The organism is Paraburkholderia sp., assembly GCF_035948235.1.
Lineage (GTDB): Bacteria > Pseudomonadota > Gammaproteobacteria > Burkholderiales > Burkholderiaceae > Paraburkholderia.
Genome location: NZ_DASZJJ010000241.1, coordinates 1 through 19,009 on the forward strand (window position 1 = coordinate 1; position 19,009 = coordinate 19,009).

General features: G+C 65.3%; 17 protein-coding genes and 1 pseudogene. 10 read left to right on the plus strand and 8 right to left on the minus strand.

The window, feature by feature from the left end:
- Nucleotides 1-71: 71 nt before the first annotated feature.
- Nucleotides 72-1,247 (minus strand): PHB depolymerase family esterase, encoded by a 1,176-nt coding sequence (locus VG320_RS20915; RefSeq protein ID WP_327201973.1) that lies wholly within the window; start codon nt 1,245-1,247, stop codon nt 72-74.
- Between the two features lie 256 nt (nt 1,248-1,503).
- Between VG320_RS20915 and VG320_RS20920 the strand changes: the two genes are divergently transcribed.
- A complete protein-coding gene (locus VG320_RS20920) occupies nt 1,504-2,223 on the plus strand; it encodes a phosphatase PAP2 family protein (protein ID WP_327201974.1) in 720 nt (239 codons plus the stop codon).
- A gap of 16 nt (nt 2,224-2,239) precedes the next feature.
- Here the strand turns inward: VG320_RS20920 and VG320_RS20925 are convergent, their stop codons facing one another.
- On the minus strand, nt 2,240-3,031 hold the full coding sequence (locus tag VG320_RS20925; protein ID WP_327201987.1) for a TOBE domain-containing protein: 792 nt from the start codon (nt 3,029-3,031) through the stop codon (nt 2,240-2,242).
- Between the two features lie 199 nt (nt 3,032-3,230).
- On the minus strand, nt 3,231-4,817 hold the full coding sequence (locus VG320_RS20930; protein WP_327201975.1) for a CHAD domain-containing protein: 1,587 nt from the start codon (nt 4,815-4,817) through the stop codon (nt 3,231-3,233).
- Between the two features lie 194 nt (nt 4,818-5,011).
- Here VG320_RS20930 and VG320_RS20935 point away from each other — a divergent pair, with 194 nt between their 5' ends.
- From VG320_RS20935 to VG320_RS20955, 5 genes and pseudogenes are all read left to right on the plus strand, one after another.
- Complete coding sequence (locus tag VG320_RS20935) at nt 5,012-5,230, plus strand: YdcH family protein (RefSeq protein WP_327201976.1); 219 nt, start codon at nt 5,012-5,014, stop codon at nt 5,228-5,230.
- Between the two features lie 18 nt (nt 5,231-5,248).
- Nucleotides 5,249-5,534 (plus strand): annotated as a pseudogene (locus VG320_RS20940) (polyphosphate kinase 2); the annotation flags it as partial.
- A gap of 14 nt (nt 5,535-5,548) precedes the next feature.
- Nucleotides 5,549-5,842, plus strand: coding sequence for a LysR substrate-binding domain-containing protein (locus VG320_RS20945; RefSeq protein WP_327201977.1), 294 nt, complete (start codon nt 5,549-5,551; stop codon nt 5,840-5,842).
- A 67-nt stretch (nt 5,843-5,909) separates the two neighbouring features.
- Nucleotides 5,910-6,194: a hypothetical protein gene (locus VG320_RS20950; RefSeq protein WP_414696090.1), complete on the plus strand. Its 285-nt coding sequence runs from the start codon at nt 5,910-5,912 to the stop codon at nt 6,192-6,194.
- Nucleotides 6,195-6,254: 60 nt separating this feature from the next.
- Nucleotides 6,255-6,710 carry a GNAT family N-acetyltransferase gene (locus tag VG320_RS20955; RefSeq protein WP_327201978.1) on the plus strand — a complete coding sequence of 152 codons (456 nt, stop codon included), beginning with the start codon at nt 6,255-6,257 and terminating at the stop codon, nt 6,708-6,710.
- A gap of 71 nt (nt 6,711-6,781) precedes the next feature.
- Here the strand turns inward: VG320_RS20955 and VG320_RS20960 are convergent, their stop codons facing one another.
- Complete coding sequence (locus VG320_RS20960) at nt 6,782-7,165, minus strand: tautomerase family protein (protein ID WP_327201979.1); 384 nt, start codon at nt 7,163-7,165, stop codon at nt 6,782-6,784.
- A 98-nt stretch (nt 7,166-7,263) separates the two neighbouring features.
- On the opposite strand from VG320_RS20960, the gene VG320_RS20965 reads away from it, so the two are divergent.
- Nucleotides 7,264-8,115 carry a LysR family transcriptional regulator gene (locus tag VG320_RS20965; RefSeq protein WP_327201980.1) on the plus strand — a complete coding sequence of 284 codons (852 nt, stop codon included), beginning with the start codon at nt 7,264-7,266 and terminating at the stop codon, nt 8,113-8,115.
- A 599-nt stretch (nt 8,116-8,714) separates the two neighbouring features.
- Here the strand turns inward: VG320_RS20965 and VG320_RS20970 are convergent.
- The 4 genes from VG320_RS20970 to VG320_RS20985 form a co-directional block, all read right to left on the minus strand.
- Nucleotides 8,715-9,449 carry a metallophosphoesterase gene (locus VG320_RS20970; protein ID WP_327201989.1) on the minus strand — a complete coding sequence of 245 codons (735 nt, stop codon included), beginning with the start codon at nt 9,447-9,449 and terminating at the stop codon, nt 8,715-8,717.
- 111 nt (nt 9,450-9,560) lie between these two features.
- A complete protein-coding gene (locus tag VG320_RS20975) occupies nt 9,561-10,931 on the minus strand; it encodes a cytochrome c (RefSeq protein WP_327201981.1) in 1,371 nt (456 codons plus the stop codon).
- Nucleotides 10,928-12,529, minus strand: coding sequence for a GMC family oxidoreductase (locus VG320_RS20980; protein ID WP_327201982.1), 1,602 nt, complete (start codon nt 12,527-12,529; stop codon nt 10,928-10,930). The genes VG320_RS20975 and VG320_RS20980 overlap by 4 nt, the downstream gene beginning before the upstream one ends.
- Before the next feature lie 58 nt (nt 12,530-12,587).
- Entirely contained in the window at nt 12,588-13,250 is a 663-nt protein-coding gene (locus tag VG320_RS20985; protein WP_327201983.1) for a sugar dehydrogenase complex small subunit, read from the minus strand.
- Nucleotides 13,251-13,454: 204 nt separating this feature from the next.
- On the opposite strand from VG320_RS20985, the gene VG320_RS20990 reads away from it, so the two are divergent.
- The 3 genes from VG320_RS20990 to VG320_RS21000 form a co-directional block, all read left to right on the plus strand.
- Entirely contained in the window at nt 13,455-14,111 is a 657-nt protein-coding gene (locus VG320_RS20990; RefSeq protein ID WP_327201984.1) for a DUF1345 domain-containing protein, read from the plus strand.
- A gap of 349 nt (nt 14,112-14,460) precedes the next feature.
- The gene (locus tag VG320_RS20995; protein ID WP_327201985.1) at nt 14,461-17,967 is read left to right on the plus strand and encodes a maltotransferase domain-containing protein; all 3,507 of its coding nucleotides are present in this window, start codon (nt 14,461-14,463) and stop codon (nt 17,965-17,967) included.
- Nucleotides 17,964-19,009 (plus strand): alpha-amylase family glycosyl hydrolase (locus VG320_RS21000; RefSeq protein ID WP_327201986.1); only part of this gene is annotated, 1,046 nt, incomplete at its 3' end. The genes VG320_RS20995 and VG320_RS21000, both read left to right, overlap by 4 nt.

The following is a 19,009-nucleotide window of genomic DNA, read 5'->3' on the forward strand; positions in this document are numbered from 1 at the left end:
ATAGGGTAAACCCTTGAATTGATGCGGATTGTCGCAGGCTACCGCGCGCCGCGCCGCAGCGGTCGACGCAATCAGCCCGCGCCCTGCGCCAGTTCGTCGTCGAAGGCGGTGTCCGCGTCGGCGCGGCGTTGCGTTTCGAAAAAGTCCCAGATCATCGTGCTGGCATCCGGACCGGTGGAGGAGTGAAACGGCACGGTATCGTCGCCGCCGCTCCAGGCGTGATCGAGCGCGTCCACGCGGCAGAAACGCACCACGCTCGCCCCATCGCGCAGGTAATCGTGGATCGTGTAGCCGTCGGCGTCGTGTTCGTGCGCGACGACGCCCTGGCGCACGCCTTCGCCATCGGCGAGACCGTTCAGATGCAGAAACTGTGTGGTCAACTGATCGGCGTTCACGGGCGCCACGACGGCGTCATTGCCGCCCTGCACGATCAACGCCGGCATGCCGGGATGCTGACGCCCCGCCAGTTCGTTCTCGACCAGCGCGGCCGGATCGTGGTGCAGCCCGCGCCGCATGACATCGAGCGCGGCCACGCCCGAGCGCGCCTCGCCGAACGCCGGCCCCGAATGCAACGCGAGCGCCGCGAAGCGGCCCGGCGCGCGCATCGCCAGCAGCGACGCGAGACCCGCGCCCGCGGACAGCCCGGCCAGATAGACGCGCGAGCGGTCGAAACCATGCTCTTCAACGAGCGTATCGACAAGCGACACGATCGCCGCAGCCTCCCCGCCGCCCGCCGACTGACGCGCGTCGTACCAGTGCCAGCACTGATGCGGATGCGCCTGCACCGACTGCTCGGGGTACACCACGGCAAAACCGTGGCGGTCGGCCAGCAGGTTCATGCGCGTGCCTTCGGCGAACGAATCCATGGTCTGTTTGCAGCCGTGCAGCATCACGACGACGGGCATGCCCGCCGTGGGCCGATCCGGCGGCAGATAGAGGCCGTAGGGCAGCGCACGCGACGCGCCCTTCGGCAGATGTTCGGCGCGTTGCCATTCGCCCGCGGCCCATGCTGCGGCGCGAGGCCCCACGCGCGATTCGCGCATGGGCGCGCCGCTTGGCGTCGGGCGCGGTTGGGTCTTTTCAGCAGCAGCCGGCGCGGCGGCAGCGGCCTGCGCGCCCAGCCACATCGCCTGCGCATCGGATGCGCGCAAACCGGCCTCGCGCAGCGCCGTACGGGCCGCGCGATTCTGGATGGCGAGCAGACGTCGCATGCCACCCGCCCACAGCTTCGTCAGATCTTTCGTCATCAGTGGCCTTTGAAAGGGGTCGGATACGTAGTAAAAACTCACTACGTAAAATTGTTGTGCGATGCACAATAACACCAATCTGACCGCCCTGCAGTCGAACGAGTTCTAAAGAAATGCGATGTTCGTTGCACCGCATTAGGCACAACAAATCGCGGCTATACTGGAAAGTCCCTGGACGCACTTGTCGGCCCGATTCGCCGCTGGTACGTTATTCAAGCAACCTCACCCTGCGAATGCGCCGCCGTAGCGCCGACTCATGCCCGACTTGCCCCTTAACCTCTGGACCTCGATCACCAACCTCGGTGGCGCGGGTCTCACGTTTCCGCTTGCTTTCGCGATCGCGCTGTGGCTCGCCGCGGGCTATTCGTTGCGCATGGCGGCCAGCTGGCTGGCACTGCTAGGTGCGGCAATCGGTCTCTGCACGTTGACGAAAATCGCCTTCCTCGGCTGGGGAGTCGGGGTTCGCTCGTACGATTTCACGGGCCTGAGCGGCCACGCGATGATGTCCACCTCGGTCTATCCGGTGGCTTTCTTCCTGATACTGCAAGGCGCGCGGCCCACGCTGCGCGCGGCAGGTGTCGCGCTGGGTCTGGTGGTGGGGATCGTGGTGGCGTTCTCGCGCGTCGTGCTGGATGCACATTCGCCGTCGGAGGCCGTCACCGGCACCATCGTCGGCGCACTGACGGCGCTGGTGTTCGTGCGCTACTGGTGGGAAGCGCGCTCGGGCGGGATTTCGACGGCGGTGGTCACGGTGAGTCTGGCGGCCCTCACGGTCGCCCTGCATGACGTGCGCGTGCCCACGCACCGCTGGGTCACAGATATCGCCCTGACCGTCTCGGGTCACGACCAGCCCTATGTACGCGCCAAGTGGAAGGCCAATCGGCCCAATCGCACGCTCGGCACGCCAGGCACGCCGACCGCGCCGATTTCGCAGACGCGCGACACGTTCACGCCGTCCACACAGCGCCACGCCTGACGCCGCTCTACGCTATCTAGCTGCCCACGCCCAGCAGCACGCTCGACGCCTTGAAAATAGCCGTCGCGCTCACGCCGATATCGAGGCCGAGCGCCTCGACGCTGGCATCGGTGACCACGGCGGCGACCACGAGGCCGCCTGGCAGTTCGAGTGTCACCTCCGCGTTGACCTCGCCGCGCCGCACGCCGTTCACCACGCCGCTCAACTGATTGCGCGCCGACAGCCGCGCCGCCGCTCCCTCGCCGCCCGCCACCAGCACGACCGACGACGCTTTGACCAGCGCCACCACCGCTGCGCCTTCGACAAGACCCAGCGCTTCGGCACTTTCCCGCGTCACCGTGGCGACGAGTCGCTGACCGCCAGGCAACCCAATCGACACTTCATCGTTGACGGCCCCGCGCGCGAGTGCCGTGACGGTGCCGTAGAGCTGATTGCGCGCGCTTGTACGCAAGCCGAAACGGCCCAGCACGGCCAGATCGCCGGACACGGCCTGCTCCGCATCCTGACCCGCACCGATATCCAGTGCACTCACGGCGGCAGCCGCGCGCTCCAGGAAACGCCGATGCTCGCGCTCGATCGCCGCAAACGTCGCGATCAGGCGCAGCGCGCGCGGCGTGAGCGTCGTGCCGCCGCCTCCCTTGCCGCCCGTCGCGCGAACCACGAGCGGCTCACCGGCGAGATTGTTCATGGCTTCGACGCTGTCCCACGCGCCCTTGTAGCTCATGCCGAAGGCCTTGGCGGCGCCGGTAATCGAACCGGTATCGCGAATCGCCGCGAGCAGCGCGATGCGCGCGCTGCCGCCCAGCATCTGCGGACCGGCCTGAAACCAGACCGAGCCGCCGAGACCCAGTCCGGGCGTGGCGCGATGATCGTCGGCGCAATGATCGGAATCGAAATCAGAAGGATTTGGGGAAGCGGTATTCATCGCGACACAGCCATCGAGAGCCAAAACGTGACTCCGATTATAGAGACGGCGCTTCGCCTCACCGATGCGCCCATCCCATGACTCAAGCGCCGTCGCGCGTGACCTTCGGCGCACGCAGTTCGCGCAACAGCCGTTCGCCTTCTTTCGCGGTATAGCGCTTCACCGCTTCGCACCAGCCGCGCGCAAAGCCTAGCTGATAGGGCCCGGCGTCCATGTGCTCGAGGAAGCCCAGCGCAACCGCTGCATCGTTGCCGTCGCCCAGCACGCCTTGAAGGCGCGCCAGCGTACGTGCGATCTGCGCGCGCGTGCGGCGCGACGTGACGGGTGCGAAAAACTCCAGCGTATAGCGCAGATATTTTGCGTTGATGCGCACGCGATGGCGGCTCGCCTCGTCGATGGCGGTGAGTTTTTGCGCCTGCGCAAGGCGCTCGTAATAGCGGCGCACGCGCTTCTTCGCATGACGATGCAGCGACGGGCCGACCTCGCCTGGCGCGTCGGGCGCGTCTGGCTCGACCGTTTGCTGGGTGAAACGCGCCAGCCATTGCAACCAGGCGAGCGCCGCATGCGCATAGCGCGGCGACGCCAGCGCCTCGCGCGCGCGCGCGCGAGCGGCAGACCGGCCGGCTTCGGCCTCGGCGCGCACGGCCTGCCAGCGCGCAGGGTCATTGTCGGCGTCGGCCAGCGCCGGCAGCGTCGACTCGACGAACACATCGTGGTCGCGCGCCTCGCCGAGCAACGCACCGATCCATTTGAGATCGGGCTGGATACGTGTGCTCCATGCCTCGTCCTGCCAGTGCGAGAAGATCCGCATGGCCGTGCGCAGCCGTCGCTGCGAAACGCGCATCTGGTGGATGAACTCCGTGTTGGCCGAATCGCGCACGCCCGCGTCGTTGCCGAACCATTGCGCGCTGATGTTGGCGCCGATCGCCGCCAGTGCCTGCTGCGCGCTCGACGCGCCCCGCAGGTCGACGGGCGCGGCGTGCACCGCGCGCTCATCGCCGACAACGCTGCCTTGTGCCGCGCGATCGAGCGCATCGGTCACACGCACGAATGCGGGCAGCGCATCGACGAGTTCATGCGCGCAAGCGAACACGCGATCGACCAGCGATGCCGCTTGCGCGTCCTCAGGCCACGATGCGCTCACGCGTAACTCGTGCAAGCGCGCCACGTCGTCACCTGGCGCACGCACATCGGCATCGAGCTGGAGCGTCAGGTCGCCCACTTCGCCCGCCGCACGCGGCCACGCCCAGGCGCTACGCACCACCGTCAGCGACGCCGACGGAGTCAGCGGCCCCGCCGCCGCCAGCGCCTCGCGAAACGCCGCAGGTGCAGCGTCAAAAAGCGCACCGTCTAGCTCCGGAGTTTCGAGATGCGCCGAGAATATCGGCTCGACAACGATGATGCCGGGCGTCCATTCGCGCCGGCTGGACACGACAACGCAGCGCACCGTTCCGCGCGTTTCCACCGCGATCCGCCAGCCCGCCTTCGCGAGCGCACCATCATGGTCGAACGTGACAATCGAGACGGATTCGGCGGCCTCGGCCTGCACGACGAAAGACGGTAACGCAGCGCTCAAGGTCGCCGCACAATCGGTCACCACGGCAGTCGCGCTCGAGGCCTGCGGCTCGATATGCACGACATCCAGCACGAGTTCCAGACGACGGACCATGAACACTCCAGGGGTTCGTTGGCGCGAGCGCGTTACCGCCCCGATAGTACACGACGTGCAAGCTTGCACGCTGGTACCGGCGATGCGCCGCCCTTCAGTTGGCTGACTGACGGCGATCAAGATCGACACGAGAAGAAAGTGGAAAAATACTTAAATAATTCCTTCGATTAATCTCATTTTTATGAGGACTATTAATGTTTCCCGAATACAGAGAACAGATAACGCATCTCAAGGTCCACGACGAACACTTCGCGCGGCTATTCAATCGCCATCACGAACTGGATCAGCAGATCAAGAATATGGAAGCCGGCATCGTTCCCACCCACGGCATGGCGATCGAACATCTCAAGAAAGAAAAGTTGCACCTCAAGGATTCGCTCTACACGATCCTGCGCAAAACCGCCAACGCCTGAGCGGCGCGCTCCTCGTCTTCCTTCGTCCGCGCGGAGCAACGGCGGCGCTTCAAGGAACGCAGCGTGCATCCGCTCAAGCAATGGAAGCTGAGTCCCGTCGATCTCGCCTCGCTCGGCAGATGGGACGGAAGCCATGTTGCCCCAAACCGATACGGCCGACGCGCCGTGGACGCTGATCCGCTCCGACCGCAAGCGCGCGCGGTTGAATGCGATGCGCTATGTGTTGCAGAAGTTGCCGAACGCGAGCCGGGAAATCAACGCGGTTGGAGCGGTTGATACGTTGCTGGTTAGTCGGGCGGTTTGAGGGGAGTGCGCTCAATGGACGGCGATGGCGGAGTTCATGTCCGGGTGGAAGATCAGTCTGAAATACTTCGTTGGGCGCTGGCGGGACATGGGATTACGCGCAAGACCATCTGGGACGCCGCTGCGGATTTGCGCGATGGTTCGCTGGAGATTCTGCTGCCCGACTATATTCGTCCCGAACCAGGCGTCTATGCGGTTCTCCATCGCACTCGCTACGCGGTTCCCCGGGTGCGTCGGCTGATCGAATTTCTGGTTGAGCGTTTTGCGCACGCCGGTGGGGAACTTGCGGACCGGTTTGGCGTGGTTTAGCGGGCCCAATGGTTTGGCATGACGATTGCGGGATCAGGTCCACGTTCAACAGAAAACGGAGAAACCTATGTCGCCGATCCGCAAACCCGCAAAAGGCCTTAGTGCCGCCCTGCTCGCTCTCGCAGCCGTTAGCGCCTTGACGATCGCCACCGACGCATCCGCACAGACGAACAGTGATCCAGCGGCCACACCGGTCACGCACGCGGATCAGAAGGCAGCGAAAGCTCAGTCGAAGGCAGACAAGAAGGCCGCCATCGCCCAGGCCAAAGCCGATAAGAAAAAGACCGACGCACAAGCCGATGCCGATAAGGAAAACGCCGATGCGCGTGTGAAGGACGCGAAGGATCAGTAAGTCAGCACGCTGGCGGCGCGCACCGTCGCCAGACTCAGACGACTGTGGTAGTAGAAAGCCATGAACATCACCTTCGCCGCCACAACCCTGTCCGACGCCCACACTCTCGTCGCGATTCGTATCGCTGCGATGCGCGAGAGCCTCGAGCGTATCGGTCGTTTCGACCCGCAGCGCGCCAGTGAGCGCTTTCTCGCATCATTTGACCCGACGCTGTGTCGATTCATAGAGGTCGAAGGCGCTCGCGCTGGCTTTATCGTGGTCCGCCCGCAGGCGGACCACTGGCTGCTGGACCATCTATACGTTCTGCCCGAGCACCAAGGCAAAGGAGTTGGCGCGTCCGTTCTGCAGAACGTCTTTGCGAACGCCGATTCGAAGCGCATGCCAATCCGCGTCGGTGCCTTGCGTGGCAGCGATTCAAACCGCTTCTACCAACGGCATGGGTTCGTACTCGCTGAAGAAAGCGAATGGGACATCTACTATGTGCGCCAGCCACACGATCCAAAGCCGGGAAGCTAATTTCGAAAGGAGCGGCGAAGCCCGGCCAGTTCGCATGAACGTAGCACTCCACTCCCGACAACACGCCCCGCTTACGTCGCATACTGCGCCACCCCATTCCCAAACGACCAGTTCTCCCTCGCCACTTCCACCAGATTCACGAACACGTCCTCGCGCCTTACCCCCGGCTCCTGCGCCAGGTTTTCCGCAATCTGCGCGAACAGCGCCTTCTTCAGATCCTGTCCACGGGTATTGGTCACGGCGATCTGGATCATGACGAGATCGTCACTCCGCTCGATCCCCAGGTAACTACGACCGAAGAGAAAGTTATCCGCATCATGCTCGGTGACGACCATGAACTGGTCGTCCTCGGGCACCTTGAACACTTCCATGAGCGCGCGATGCACGCCCTGCATGAGGGCCTTGCGATAGGTGGCGGGCTTGCCGGCGCGAACGGCGATTCGGGTGAAAGGCATGTCAGGCTCCATCGGGTTGATTGAACATGACATCAGCTTAGTGTGGGTCTATCATAACAAACAGATATCACTGCATATTTCATTCATTTACGATGGAAATGAAACCGCTGGATCTGGACGCCGTACGCGCCTACGTACTGGTTGCCGAATTGCATAGCTTCACGCGCGCCGCCGACGCACTGGACACCACGCAATCGGCCGTCAGCCTCAAGCTCAAACGCCTTGAAAACCACCTCGGGCGACAGTTGCTCGAACGCACGCCGCGCGTCGTGCGGCTTTCACCGGACGGCCTGGCGTTTCTCGGCGCCGCGCGCGATCTGCTGGGCGCGCACGAGCGCGCGCTCGGCGCGCTGACGGGCGATTCGAGGCGACTTGCGCTCGGCCTGAGCGAGCACGTCGCGGATGCCCAGCTCGCGCGTCAACTGGCGCTGCTGCGTGCGCACGATCCGGGTCTGGTGATCGCGCTGCATCTGGATTTATCGGCGCAGTTGCTCGCGCAGTTCGACGAGCGGCGGCTGGACGCCGTGATCGTGCGCCAGGAGGCCGATGAGTCGCCACGCGGCGACGCACGCCTGCTGTTCGACGAGCCGCTGGTCTGGCTCGCCTCGCCGGGGCTGCAATGGTCGCCCGGCACGCCGCTGCCGCTCGCGCTGCTGGCCGGCCCTTGCGCGGTGCGCGCGGCCGCCATCGGCGCGCTCGATGCGGCGGGAATGGCGTGGAACGAGGTGTTCGTGGGCGGCGGCGTGGCCGCGGTGGGCGCTGCGCTGGAGGCAGGCCTGGCGGTGTCGGCGCTCGCGCGGCGGGTGGCGCCGCGCACGCTCGTCGATGTCGGCGCGAAGTTCGGGCTGCCGCCCTTGCCCGTGTCGCGCGTCACGCTGCATTCGCGCGTGCACGAGCCGCGTTCGGCGGCGACACTGCAGTTGCTCGCGTCGAGTCTCGGCAGCGCCTGAGCGCGGCGCCTGATCTGTATCAGCCGTATCAGCTCAGGATCGGCGGAAGCTCTTGCGGCGGCGGGTTCGTACGCTTGACCGAAACGGCGGGCACGGAAGGCGCAGGCGCATCGACCATGAGTTTGCGGCGCGGCGTGGGACGCACGGCGGCCGGTTTGGCGGGCTTGTGCGCGCTTGCCTGTCGCGGTGTGTGCGGTGTGCGCTGTGCGTGAGATGGCGCGCCGGCATGGCCGCTGGACGCCACGACCCGGTCGCGAGTGCCAACGTGCCTCGCCGTCGCCTGCGCTTTCACTCCATGGACAGCAGACGGTCTTACGCCCTTCCTGTGCGCTTTATGCTGCGCCGTGTTCGCAACGTGGCCATTTTTATGCGCCGCCGTCTGCGCCTTCGCGGCATGCGCCGCCGTTGGCGCGGCTGCCCATGCCGTCGCCGTCGCGAACCATCCTGCCGCGACCATCACCACTACTGCCCGCACGCCGCGCCTCCGCTTGTATTCCGATGTTGTTCGTCCGCGCTGTTGTTCGTCCGAACCGGGCGGCGATTATACCCAACCGGCATCGGCCGCTATCGGCGCTGCAAGCATCGAAAAAATCGTCCATTCAGGGCAGCGCGATATTCGCCGCGCCCATGGCACGCGCGGCCTGCACGGAGATCGACCAGTGCCTGGGCGTCAACGCCTCGACCAGCGTCAGGCGTCCTTCGGGGATGAACGCGCCGGTGTCGATAAACATCTGCGAGCCGATCTGGCGCAACTCGCGCACCGGCGTGTGTCCACAGTAAGTGAGCGACAGCGCGTGGCGCGGCGGCGTGCCGGCGTTGAGGGCGAGTTCGCGTCCCCATAGCATGCGCTCGCGCGTGGCGGCGTCGAACTGGCCAGCGTCGAGTTCGGCATCGTCGCCGAAAAACTCTGCGTGCAGCACATTGAAGCGCGCGTCGCCCTCGCCGACGGTGCGCACGAGCGGCAGTTCGCGCAGGCGTTTAGCGTGCGCCGCAAGCGTGCGCTCGGGCAGCGCCTGCGACCAGCCTCCGCCGATGCCGTACCAGCGATGCCGCGCGAGCCGCCCTTCGACGAAGGCGCACAGCGAGTCCTCGTGATTGCCGAGCACGGCATGGAACCACGGCTTGTCGAGCAGCGCCAGCGCCTCCTCGCACTGGTCGCCGCGATCGACGAGATCGCCCACCGAAAACAGCCGGTCGCGCGCACCGTCGAACGCCGCCATATGGAGCAGATAGCGCAACGGGTCCACGCAGCCGTGCAGGTCGCCGATCACGAAATCGCGACCGGCCGCATTGGCCGCGTGATGCACAACGTCAGGAACAGGAGTGGGCGTCATCGCTTCATGATAGCCCTGCGAGCGCGCAGCGTATGCGTCCATACCCGCTTTTGCGCAGACTTTTCCGGCGGGGTTTCACACGCCTTAAATGAAAGCGTCGCAGTAGCGCATTTATTGCGCCTGCGCACGCAACGCCGCGACGCGATCGGCGGTCATCGTCGCCCGCGGATCGCCGAATCGCTGCGTCACGTAGCGCGCTAGCGCCGCGATCTGATCGTCGCCGAGTTCTCTGGCAAAGCCCGGCATCAGCACGTCGGCGTCCTTCGTCTGCCGATGCACGCCTTGCAGGATCAACATCACGAGATTGTCGGCATGCGCCGCGCCCACCGTGCTGTTGCGGATCAGCGATGGATATGCACCCGGCGCGCTGGCGCCCACGCCCGTCCCGGTCCAGTTGTGGCAGCTTGCGCAGTTCGCCACGAACAGTTGCGCGCCGTTCGAGGCGGTGACGGCGTTGCTGCGCAGCGTCGCGACATCGTCGTCGGCAGGCTGGCCGAAACTATCGCGCGAGCGCGTCGCACCGCCCGCCACGGGCGCTTGCGCGCGCAAAAACACGCTTATCGAGCGCAAATCTTCCGGCGTCAGATATTGCGTCGAGTTCTGCACGATGCCGGCCATTGGCCCGGCGGCGTTTGCATGTCCCACCGCCACGCCGGTCGTCAGATAGCTGATGAGCGCGTCGTCGCTCCAGCCGCCAATGCCACCGGCTCGATCAGGCGTGATGTTGTACGCCTGCCAGCCCGCATGCGTGCCGCCCGAAAAGCGCTCGCTTTTACTCAAGCCCTGCGTGAGATTGCGCGGCGTGTGGCATTCCTCGCAATGCGCAAGGCCCTCGACGAGATACGCGCCGCGGTTGTACTCCGCGCTTTGACGCGGATCGGGCACAAAGCGCGCCGGTTCGAAATTGAGCAGATTCCAGAACAGCATCAGCCAGCGCTGATTGAACGGAAAATGCAGCGCGTTGACGGGCGGCGTGTAGTGGATCGGCGCAAGCGTTCCCAGATACGCGCGGATCGCCCGCACATCGGCATCGGTTACGCGCGTGAACTCGACGTACGGAAACGCCGGATAGAGCCGCTCGCCGTTCCGGCCGATGCCTTCGTGCATCGCGCGCAGGAAATCGGCGTCGCTCCATTGGCCGATGCCGGTAGCAGGATCGGGCGTGATATTGGGCGTATAGAGACGGCCGAACGGCGTGTCGATCGGCACGCCGCCCGCAAATGGACGGCGCGGATCGGCGGTATGGCAGCCGACGCAATCACCCACTCGCGCGAGGTAAGCGCCACGTTGCACGATCTCTGAACGCGTGTCAGTCGTGTTTGCATCGGCGTGCGTGGCCGGGTCTTCGCCGTGTGCGGCGGGCAGCGGCCATTCATCGACGGGAACGGTCGATGTTTCTTGAACCACGCGCCACGCCACATAAAGCGAGAAAACGCAGAACAGCAGCGCGAACGCGGCAAGATAGCGAGCGCTTCGCTTCATGGTTCATGCCGCAGCTTGTCGGCCAGCTTGAGCGCCAGCGCGGCGACGGTCAGCGTGCAGTTGACCGTCGCCGCGCCCGGCATCACGCCGCTGCCGGCGATGAACAGGTTCGCATGGTCGTGTGTGCGGCAGTCCGCATCGACCACCGAATCGGCCGCGTTTGCGCCCATGATCGTCGTGCCCATGATGTGATGTCCGGGCGCGAAATCATCGTCGAACATCACTTCGGCGCCGCCGAATAATTGCGCGATCTGCGCGTAGATTTCGCGCGTATTGGCTGCGCTCGTCCTGACGTAATCGTTGATCGAGTAATGGATCTCGGGCTGCGGCACGCCCAGTGCATCCTTATGCTCGCTCGACGGCAGCACGCGGTTTTGCGGATCGGGCAACTGCTCATGGAAGCTCCTGATCGTAAGCGTGCGCGCCGCGCGGTCGCGAATCTGCCGGTCGAGTTCCGCACCCGTGAGGCCGTTCCTGATGAGCGCGGCGGTCACGGGAGGCGTGGCCACAGCATTCGACAGATGGAGTTTTTTGGCGGCGTAGGTGGCGCGAAACGCGCCGTCGCGCAGGTTCACCACCGAGCTCATTTCCATCGGCCCGCGTCCCGGCCACAGCGCTTCATTAGCGAGAAACGTCATGCCGGTGCCCGGATGGTCCATGAGGTTGCGGCCCACCTGGTCGGAGCGATTGCCGATACCGCGAGCAAACGCCGCGCTCGTCGACATCAGCATGAGTTTGGGCGTTTCGATGCCGTTGGCCGCCAGCACGAAGTATCGGCCCGTCACGCGCGTGCTGTTGCCGTGCGGGTCCTTGTAATGCACCGCGAGGATGCGGCCTTTGTCGCTGGCCTCGATGCGGTACGCCACGGCTTCGGGCACGAGTTTCGCGCCCGCCTGTTCGGCCTTGTCGGCGTGAACGATGCCGTTGTACATCGCGCCGATCGGACAGATCGGCATGCAGTTGTTGTTGCCGCAACAGGTCGGGCGCGCGCCGTAGGGACGGCTGTTGCGCGCGGCCGGGTCGGGCACCACGCGAAAGCCGCTGGCGTTGAGCACCTCGGCAAAGCGCTGGTCCATGTACGAGAGCGGCAGCATCGGCATCGGATAGGGTTGCGAGCGCGGCGAACCCAGATCGTGCGAGGCGTCCGGGCCCGAGACGCCCAGTTCGACTTCGGCGGCCTGGTACCACGGCTCCAGCGTCCCGTAGGCATAGGGCCAGTCGCGGCCCACACCGTACAGCGTCTTGAGGCGAAAGTCCGCGGGCAACAGTCGCCACGCCGCCGCCGTCCAGTGCCAGGTCGTGCCGCCCACGAGCCGCAGATATTGCGCGTTGTACGCCGCGTCGCCCTTTTGCACCAGATAGCCGTTGGGCGGCGAATACTGCGGATGCGGCGCCCACGCCACCGCCGGATACGGCGACGCGAAGTCGGCCTTGACGGGCGAGTTGCGAAAGTTCTCGACGATCTGCCAGCGCGCGAGACGCGGCCCGGCTTCGAGCACAATCACCGAGGCGCCGGCCTGGGCCAGCTTGCAGGCGACCAGGCTCCCCGCCACGCCCGAGCCGACAACGACCACATCGGCAGAGTGCTCTATCGCCATCGCCATCTCTCTTGTTGTTGCTTGTGCGCGCGCGTCGCGAGCCGAACCGCCAGTGCGCCTATGAGGCTGGAATTGCGTAATCCGGCGGCTTGAGCGTCCAGTAGAACGGCAGGTCGCGGCAATACGACGGAATCGGCAGCACGTCATCGACGGCGCCGAACATCAAGGCTTTCTCGTAGGCGATCAGTTGCACCTTCGGCATCTCGCCGATCACGCCGAGATACCACGCGCGCACGATGTCGCCCACGGTCGCGGCGAGTTCCGGCAGATCGGGCTTGAGCGCGGCGGTGACGACGTCCGAGGGCACGCCGCCATGACCCTGCAGCCACACATTGAGCGCGCCGACGTTGCGCTCGAACTGGCCGTTCGCGCGCTTGAGCGCGGCATGGATACGCTGGCCCAGCACGGCGTCAAAATGCGTGCGCCCGGTGAGACGTTGCGAGAGCGCGATGAAGGCGCGATAAGCGCTATCGGAAGAATCGGAAGACACAGCAGACGTAGCGGGCGCCGCGCCAAACGCCTGGGGCATACCCAAACCCACACCCAAACCATATGGCGCGACGCGCCGGCCAATCTGTGCGAAAGCCAACGCTGCGGCCAGTGCGCAACCCCGCCTCATGAAGCGGCGGCGAGACTCAGCGGCGGCACGATCGTGCGGAGTATCCGATCTCCCGTCCTGCGCCCGGCCGTTCATGCGGACTCCCGATGAAGTCGCCTGCATTGACTACAAGGTTTGCAATCGTGCAGCCCGAAGAAAGGTCCAGATGGTGTGCCTTCCAGGCAATATAGCCTCACCTGGCGGCGTTAGCCAAACCGTAAGGCGCGATCCGTAAAATAACGCCGCATCGGCGGTCGGACTAAGATCGTTGCAAAGATCGATACAAGCCCGCGCGTGCCAGCGACATTCCACCAGAGTGAACGAGCGATGAAACTTTTCCCGCAAGTCCTGCGCAACCGTCCGCATATGACAATCGGCATCGCGGTGGGGATCGTGCTCGGCGCGCTCGTGCCGGCGGCCATGCGGCCCGTGGCGCGCGTGCTGCTCGGCTGGGATGCGGCGATCTGGACCTACCTCGTGCTGATCTGGATACACATGGCGCGCACCGACGAAGAGAGCGTGCGCGCCAACGCCCAGCGCGAGGACCAGAGCGCGAGCACCGTGCTGTTCATGGTGTGCGCGGCCACGGTCGCGAGCATCGTCGCCATCGTGCTGGAACTGGGCACCACGAAGGATCTGGGCACGGCCTCGAAGGTGCTGCATTCGCTGCTCACGGGCATGACGCTGATCGGGGCGTGGTTTCTGATTCCGACCATCTTCACGCTCCATTACGCGCGCGTCTATTACGGCTCCGATCCGCAGTCGCCCGCGCTCGCCTTCCCCGACAAGCACCTCACGCCCAACTACTGGGATTTCCTGTATTTCTCGTTCACGATCGCCTGCGCCTCGCAGACCGCCGATGTCGGCATGCGCGGGCGCAGCGCGCGCCGCAGCGTGCTCGCGCAGTCGATCCTGTCGTTCTACTTCAACGTTTCCGTGCTCGGGCTGTGCGTGAACATCGCAGCGAGCATGGTGGGCAACTGAATCGGCAACTGACCGGTTAGTACGCGCCGTTTTTCCACGCGGCCTTTGCAAATATCGCGCGGCGGGAATTCGGCTGCCATGCGCTGCGTTCTCCGCCACACCGCGCACAGCGGCATGCCCGCGCTCATGGCCTACAGCATGGCCGCCCTGGGCACATGCCTTGCTGAATCTCCCGCCAAGACGCTACGCGTCGCTCGCGGTTTGGTTCCGGCCTGCTCTTGCACTACTCTGAACAGGACGCGCCGCGAGCCCGCGCGGCCCGCTCCGGCAGCCCACGGGCAACGTGATCGCATCCGGTGACACATCGGCCTTGCATCCACGCCGCCCGACGTACCCTGGAATCCGACCGATGGAACTTCCCCACGCCTATGCGCCGCGGATCTACTTCGTCCATTCCGTCCTCGTCGGGCCGCTCGACGCGTGGCCTGCGCATTTCGCGCATGCGGCGTCGCTCGGCTTCGACCATGTCCTGATCGGCGGCCTGTTCGCGCCCGGCGCATCAGGCGACGACCGCATCATTGCCGATCACACCCGCTTGCACCCCGCCTTCGGCTCGCAGGAACGCGTGGACGACGCGTTGCGCCTGCTCGTCGCCGCTGCGAAAACGCGCGGCATCACCCTGCTCGCCGATCTCACGCTCGATCGCACGGCGGCGGACGGCGCGCTCTACGCCGAGCATCCCGAATGGTTCCATCCGTTCGAGCCGGAGGATGCGCGCCTCGACCCGCGCCACGGCCATCTGGACGCCAACGTCGCCTATGCCGATTTCGATCGCGCGGGCGCACCGCTGGCCGTTTGGTGGACGCAACTGGCGACGCGTCTGGCCGATGCGGGCCTGGGCGGCTTTCGCATCGACTCGCCGCATCGTGTGCCCGCGGGCGTGCTGCGCGCCATCTTCGACGCCGTGCGCGCGAGCCATGTGCAAACGCGCTGGCTCGCGGCAACACCAGGCCTCGCGCGCGACGAAATAGCCGGCCTCGAAGAAGCGGGGTTCGACGCCGCCTTCACATCGCTGCGCTGGTGGGACTTTTCCGAGCGCTGGATGATCGAGGAACACGACGTGGTGCGGCGCGTAGGCTCGCCGCTCACGTTTCCCGAAGCGCCCTACGGCACGCGTCTGGCCCACGATATGGAAGGCGCCGCCGATGCGCGCGCCGTCGAGCGCGCCTACCGGCGCATGCTGCGCACGGCGGCGGCGCTGGGCACTGGCTGGCTGGTGCCGATGGGTTTCGAGTACGGCCTGCACGACGCCACGAGTCACGGCGGCCGCGATGCGCCTGGCGGCGCGCCCTCATGGGAACAACTGAAAGCGCAGGCGCCCTTCGACTTCTCCGCCGATATCGCGCACGCCAACGCCTTGCAGCGCGAAACCTTCATCCTGCAGACCAATGGCGAGCTGCGCGCGCTCAATGGCGCAGGCGCGCCCGTGGCCGCCTTGCTACGCGGCGATCGCGACGATCTGCGGGTTGCCGAAGAAGCCCTGCTCACGCTCGTCAACCCGGCGCTGGCCGCGCCCGTGCGCGTGAACATGGCGCATCTGCTCGACGGCGTGCCCGGCAATTTCACGCGCTTTACGCCGCTCGACGCCCAGACCTTGCGCGGCGCGCGCCTGCCCGAGCGCCGCGACGCCAGCGCCGTGCCCGACAGCTTCACGCTGCCCGCCGGCGCGTGCTGGATGTTCCGCGCGCTCGCCAGCCCCCTCGTGTCGCTCGCGCCGCCCGAGGACCTGGCGAAGTCGCCCACCAGCGGCCACAAGAGCGTGCTGGAAGCGATCGCCGCGCCGCGCATCGCCATCGAAAGCGTGACGCCCTCGGTCGATCATGGGCGCTTCGTGGCCAAGCGCATCGTCGGCGAGCGTTGTGAGGTGCGCGCCGCGATCTTCGCCGAAGGGCACGACCGCATCGACGGCGCAATTCTCTGGCGCGCCGCCGACGAAACCGCCTGGCACGAAGCGCCAATGTCGCCCGTGCCGCCCGCCGGCACCGATATGTGGAGCGGTCATTTCCCGCTCGAACGCGTGGGCCGTTACGAATTCGTGGTGATCGCGTGGCGCGACGACTTTGCTTCGCTGGTCGATCATCTGCAGAAAAAGCGCGCGGCCAATCAGCCCGTCCATCTCGAACTCGAAGAAGCGAGCCGCCTGCTCGCCCTCGTGCTGGCAACGGCGGAAACCTCGGACGTGCCCGGCGAAGAACACGCGCTCAATCGCGCCGCGCTCGACGATATCGTCAGGCGTTTTATTAGCGCGGATACGGATACGCGCTGCGCGTTGCTCTCAGCACCCGCAACAGCCGCCGCCGTGCGCGCCGCCCATCACCGTCCCTTCCTCTCGCGCGATGCAACCGTGCAGCGCGTGGACGCCGAGCGTCCCGCCGCGCGCTTCGCAAGCTGGTACGAAATCTTCCCGCGCTCGATGAGCGACGACGAATCGCGCCACGGCACCTGGGACGACGTGATCGCGAAGATGCCGCGCGTGCGCGACATGGGCTTCGACGTGCTGTATTTCCCGCCGATCCATCCGATCGGCACCGCCAATCGCAAGGGCCGCAACAACTCCCTGACCGCGCAACCCGGCGACGTGGGCAGCCCTTACGCGATCGGCGCGGCCGAAGGCGGTCACACCGCCGTGCATCCGCAACTGGGCACGCTGGAAGACTTTTGCCGCATGCTCAACGCGGCGCACGCGCACGGCCTGGAAATCGCGCTGGACTTTGCGATTCAGTGCTCGCCCGACCATCCGTGGCTTAAGGCGCACCCCGGCTGGTTCGCGTGGCGTCCCGACGGTACGCTGCGCTACGCGGAAAACCCGCCCAAGAAGTATCAGGACATCGTGAATCCCGAGTTCTACGCGCACGACGCCAGGCCCGATCTTTGGCTCGCGTTGCGCGACGTGATCCTGTTCTGGGCCGATACGGGTGTGCGCATCTTCCGCGTCGACAATCCGCACACCAAGCCGCTGCCGTTCTGGGAGTGGATGATCGCCGACGTGCGTGCGCGCCATCCCGACGTGATCTTTCTCTCCGAGGCTTTCACGCGTCCGCGCCTGATGTACCGCCTTGCGAAGATCGGCTTTTCGCAGTCGTACACGTATTTCACGTGGCGCGAATCGAAGCGCGATTTCATCGCCTATCTCACCGAACTCACGCAGAGCGAGGTGCGCGACTTCTATCGGCCCAACTTCTTCGTCAACACGCCCGACATCAACCCGCGCTATCTGCAGAACGGCGCGCGCTCGATCCATCTGATACGCGCGGCGTTGGCTTCCCTGCTTTCGGGCTTGTGGGGCGTGTATAGCGGTTTCGAATTGTGCGAGGCGCGGCCACTGCCCAATAGCGAAGAATATCTGGACTCCGAAAAGTATCAGTTGCGTGCATGGGACTGGAACCGGCCCGGCAACATCATGGCGGAAATTACCGCCCTCAACCGTATTCGCCGCGCCAATCCCGCGCTGCAATCGCATCTGGGCGTCACCTTCCTGAGCGCGCACAACGACGCCATTCTGTGCTTCGAAAAGGCCACGCCAGCGCGCGATAACGTGATCGTCGTGGCCATCAATCTCGATGCCTGGAACGAGCAAGGCGCCGATATCGAACTGTCCTGGGCCACCTTCCAGCAATGGCAGATCGACGATCACGCGCGCCTGGCCGTGGTCGATGAAATGACCGGCGAGCGCTTCGAATGGCAGGGCCGCTGGCAGCACGTCCGGCTCGATCCGCACACCAAGCCGTTTGCGATCTGGCGCATTGCGCCGATCGACGGCTTGCCCCGCGAAACGCCGCCGCCCGAATCCGATGATTCAGAGCTAGAAAGCCACCCCGAACTGGGCGAGGACTTCCCGCCCGGAGGAGCGACATGAAACGCGATCCCTCGGTTACGCACGACCCCACCACACAGACCGACGACGACCACGCAGCGCGCGAAGGACACGCCACGCAAAAACGCGGCAAGCCCTCGATGCTCTCGGACGATCCGCACTGGTACAAGGACGCCGTGATCTACCAGGTTCACGTCAAGTCGTTCTTCGATGCCAATAACGACGGCGTGGGCGATTTCGCGGGCCTGCTCGCCAAGCTCGATTACATCGCGGGATTGGGCGTGACAGCAATCTGGCTGCTGCCGTTCTATCCTTCGCCGCGCCGCGACGATGGCTATGACATCGCCGATTACCGCAACGTGCACCCCGATTACGGTCAGCTCGCCGACGTGCGGCGCTTCATTCAGGAAGCGCACGCGCGCGGCATGCGCGTGATTACCGAGCTTGTCATCAATCACACCTCGGACCAGCATCCGTGGTTCCAGCGCGCGCGGCGCGCCAAACCCGGCTCGAATCATCGCAACTATTACGTGTGGTCGGACACCGATCAGCGCTACCAGGGCACGCGCATTATCTTTATCGATACCGAGCCGTCGAACTGGACGCACGATCCCGTCGCCGGTGCTTACTACTGGCACCGTTTCTATTCACACCAGCCCGACCTCAACTTCGACAATCCCGCCGTGCTGCGCGAAGTGCTGCACGTCATGCGCTTCTGGCTCGACATGGGCATCGACGGGCTGCGCCTGGATGCCGTGCCCTATCTCGTCGAGCGCGAAGGCACCAACAACGAGAACCTGCCGGAAACGCACGCGATCCTTAAACAGATCCGCGCGACCATCGACAAGCATTACCCCAACCGCATGCTGCTGGCCGAAGCCAATCAATGGCCGGAAGACGTGCAGGAGTACTTTGGTAACGAAGACGAATGTCATATGGCGTTCCACTTCCCGCTGATGCCGCGCATTTATATGTCGATCGCCAGCGAAGACCGCTTTCCGATCACCGACATCATGCGGCAAACGCCAGACCTGGCAGAAACCAACCAGTGGGCGATTTTCCTGCGCAATCACGACGAACTGAC

Excerpts from the sequence above, each read along its gene's own strand:
- VG320_RS20915 (WP_327201973.1), bottom strand. The coding sequence starts at position 1,247 with ATGACGAAAGATCTGACGAAGCTGTGGGCGGGTGGCATGCGACGTCTG.
- VG320_RS20920 (WP_327201974.1), top strand. The coding sequence starts at position 1,504 with ATGCCCGACTTGCCCCTTAACCTCTGGACCTCGATCACCAACCTCGGT.
- VG320_RS20925 (WP_327201987.1), bottom strand. The coding sequence starts at position 3,031 with ATGCTGGGCGGCAGCGCGCGCATCGCGCTGCTCGCGGCGATTCGCGAT.
- VG320_RS20930 (WP_327201975.1), bottom strand. The coding sequence starts at position 4,817 with ATGGTCCGTCGTCTGGAACTCGTGCTGGATGTCGTGCATATCGAGCCG.
- VG320_RS20935 (WP_327201976.1), top strand. The coding sequence starts at position 5,012 with ATGTTTCCCGAATACAGAGAACAGATAACGCATCTCAAGGTCCACGAC.
- VG320_RS20945 (WP_327201977.1), top strand. The coding sequence starts at position 5,549 with ATGGACGGCGATGGCGGAGTTCATGTCCGGGTGGAAGATCAGTCTGAA.
- VG320_RS20950 (WP_414696090.1), top strand. The coding sequence starts at position 5,910 with ATGTCGCCGATCCGCAAACCCGCAAAAGGCCTTAGTGCCGCCCTGCTC.
- VG320_RS20955 (WP_327201978.1), top strand. The coding sequence starts at position 6,255 with ATGAACATCACCTTCGCCGCCACAACCCTGTCCGACGCCCACACTCTC.
- VG320_RS20960 (WP_327201979.1), bottom strand. The coding sequence starts at position 7,165 with ATGCCTTTCACCCGAATCGCCGTTCGCGCCGGCAAGCCCGCCACCTAT.
- VG320_RS20965 (WP_327201980.1), top strand. The coding sequence starts at position 7,264 with ATGAAACCGCTGGATCTGGACGCCGTACGCGCCTACGTACTGGTTGCC.
- VG320_RS20970 (WP_327201989.1), bottom strand. The coding sequence starts at position 9,449 with ATGACGCCCACTCCTGTTCCTGACGTTGTGCATCACGCGGCCAATGCG.
- VG320_RS20975 (WP_327201981.1), bottom strand. The coding sequence starts at position 10,931 with ATGAAGCGAAGCGCTCGCTATCTTGCCGCGTTCGCGCTGCTGTTCTGC.
- VG320_RS20980 (WP_327201982.1), bottom strand. The coding sequence starts at position 12,529 with ATGGCGATAGAGCACTCTGCCGATGTGGTCGTTGTCGGCTCGGGCGTG.
- VG320_RS20985 (WP_327201983.1), bottom strand. The coding sequence starts at position 13,250 with ATGCAGGCGACTTCATCGGGAGTCCGCATGAACGGCCGGGCGCAGGAC.
- VG320_RS20990 (WP_327201984.1), top strand. The coding sequence starts at position 13,455 with ATGAAACTTTTCCCGCAAGTCCTGCGCAACCGTCCGCATATGACAATC.
- VG320_RS20995 (WP_327201985.1), top strand. The coding sequence starts at position 14,461 with ATGGAACTTCCCCACGCCTATGCGCCGCGGATCTACTTCGTCCATTCC.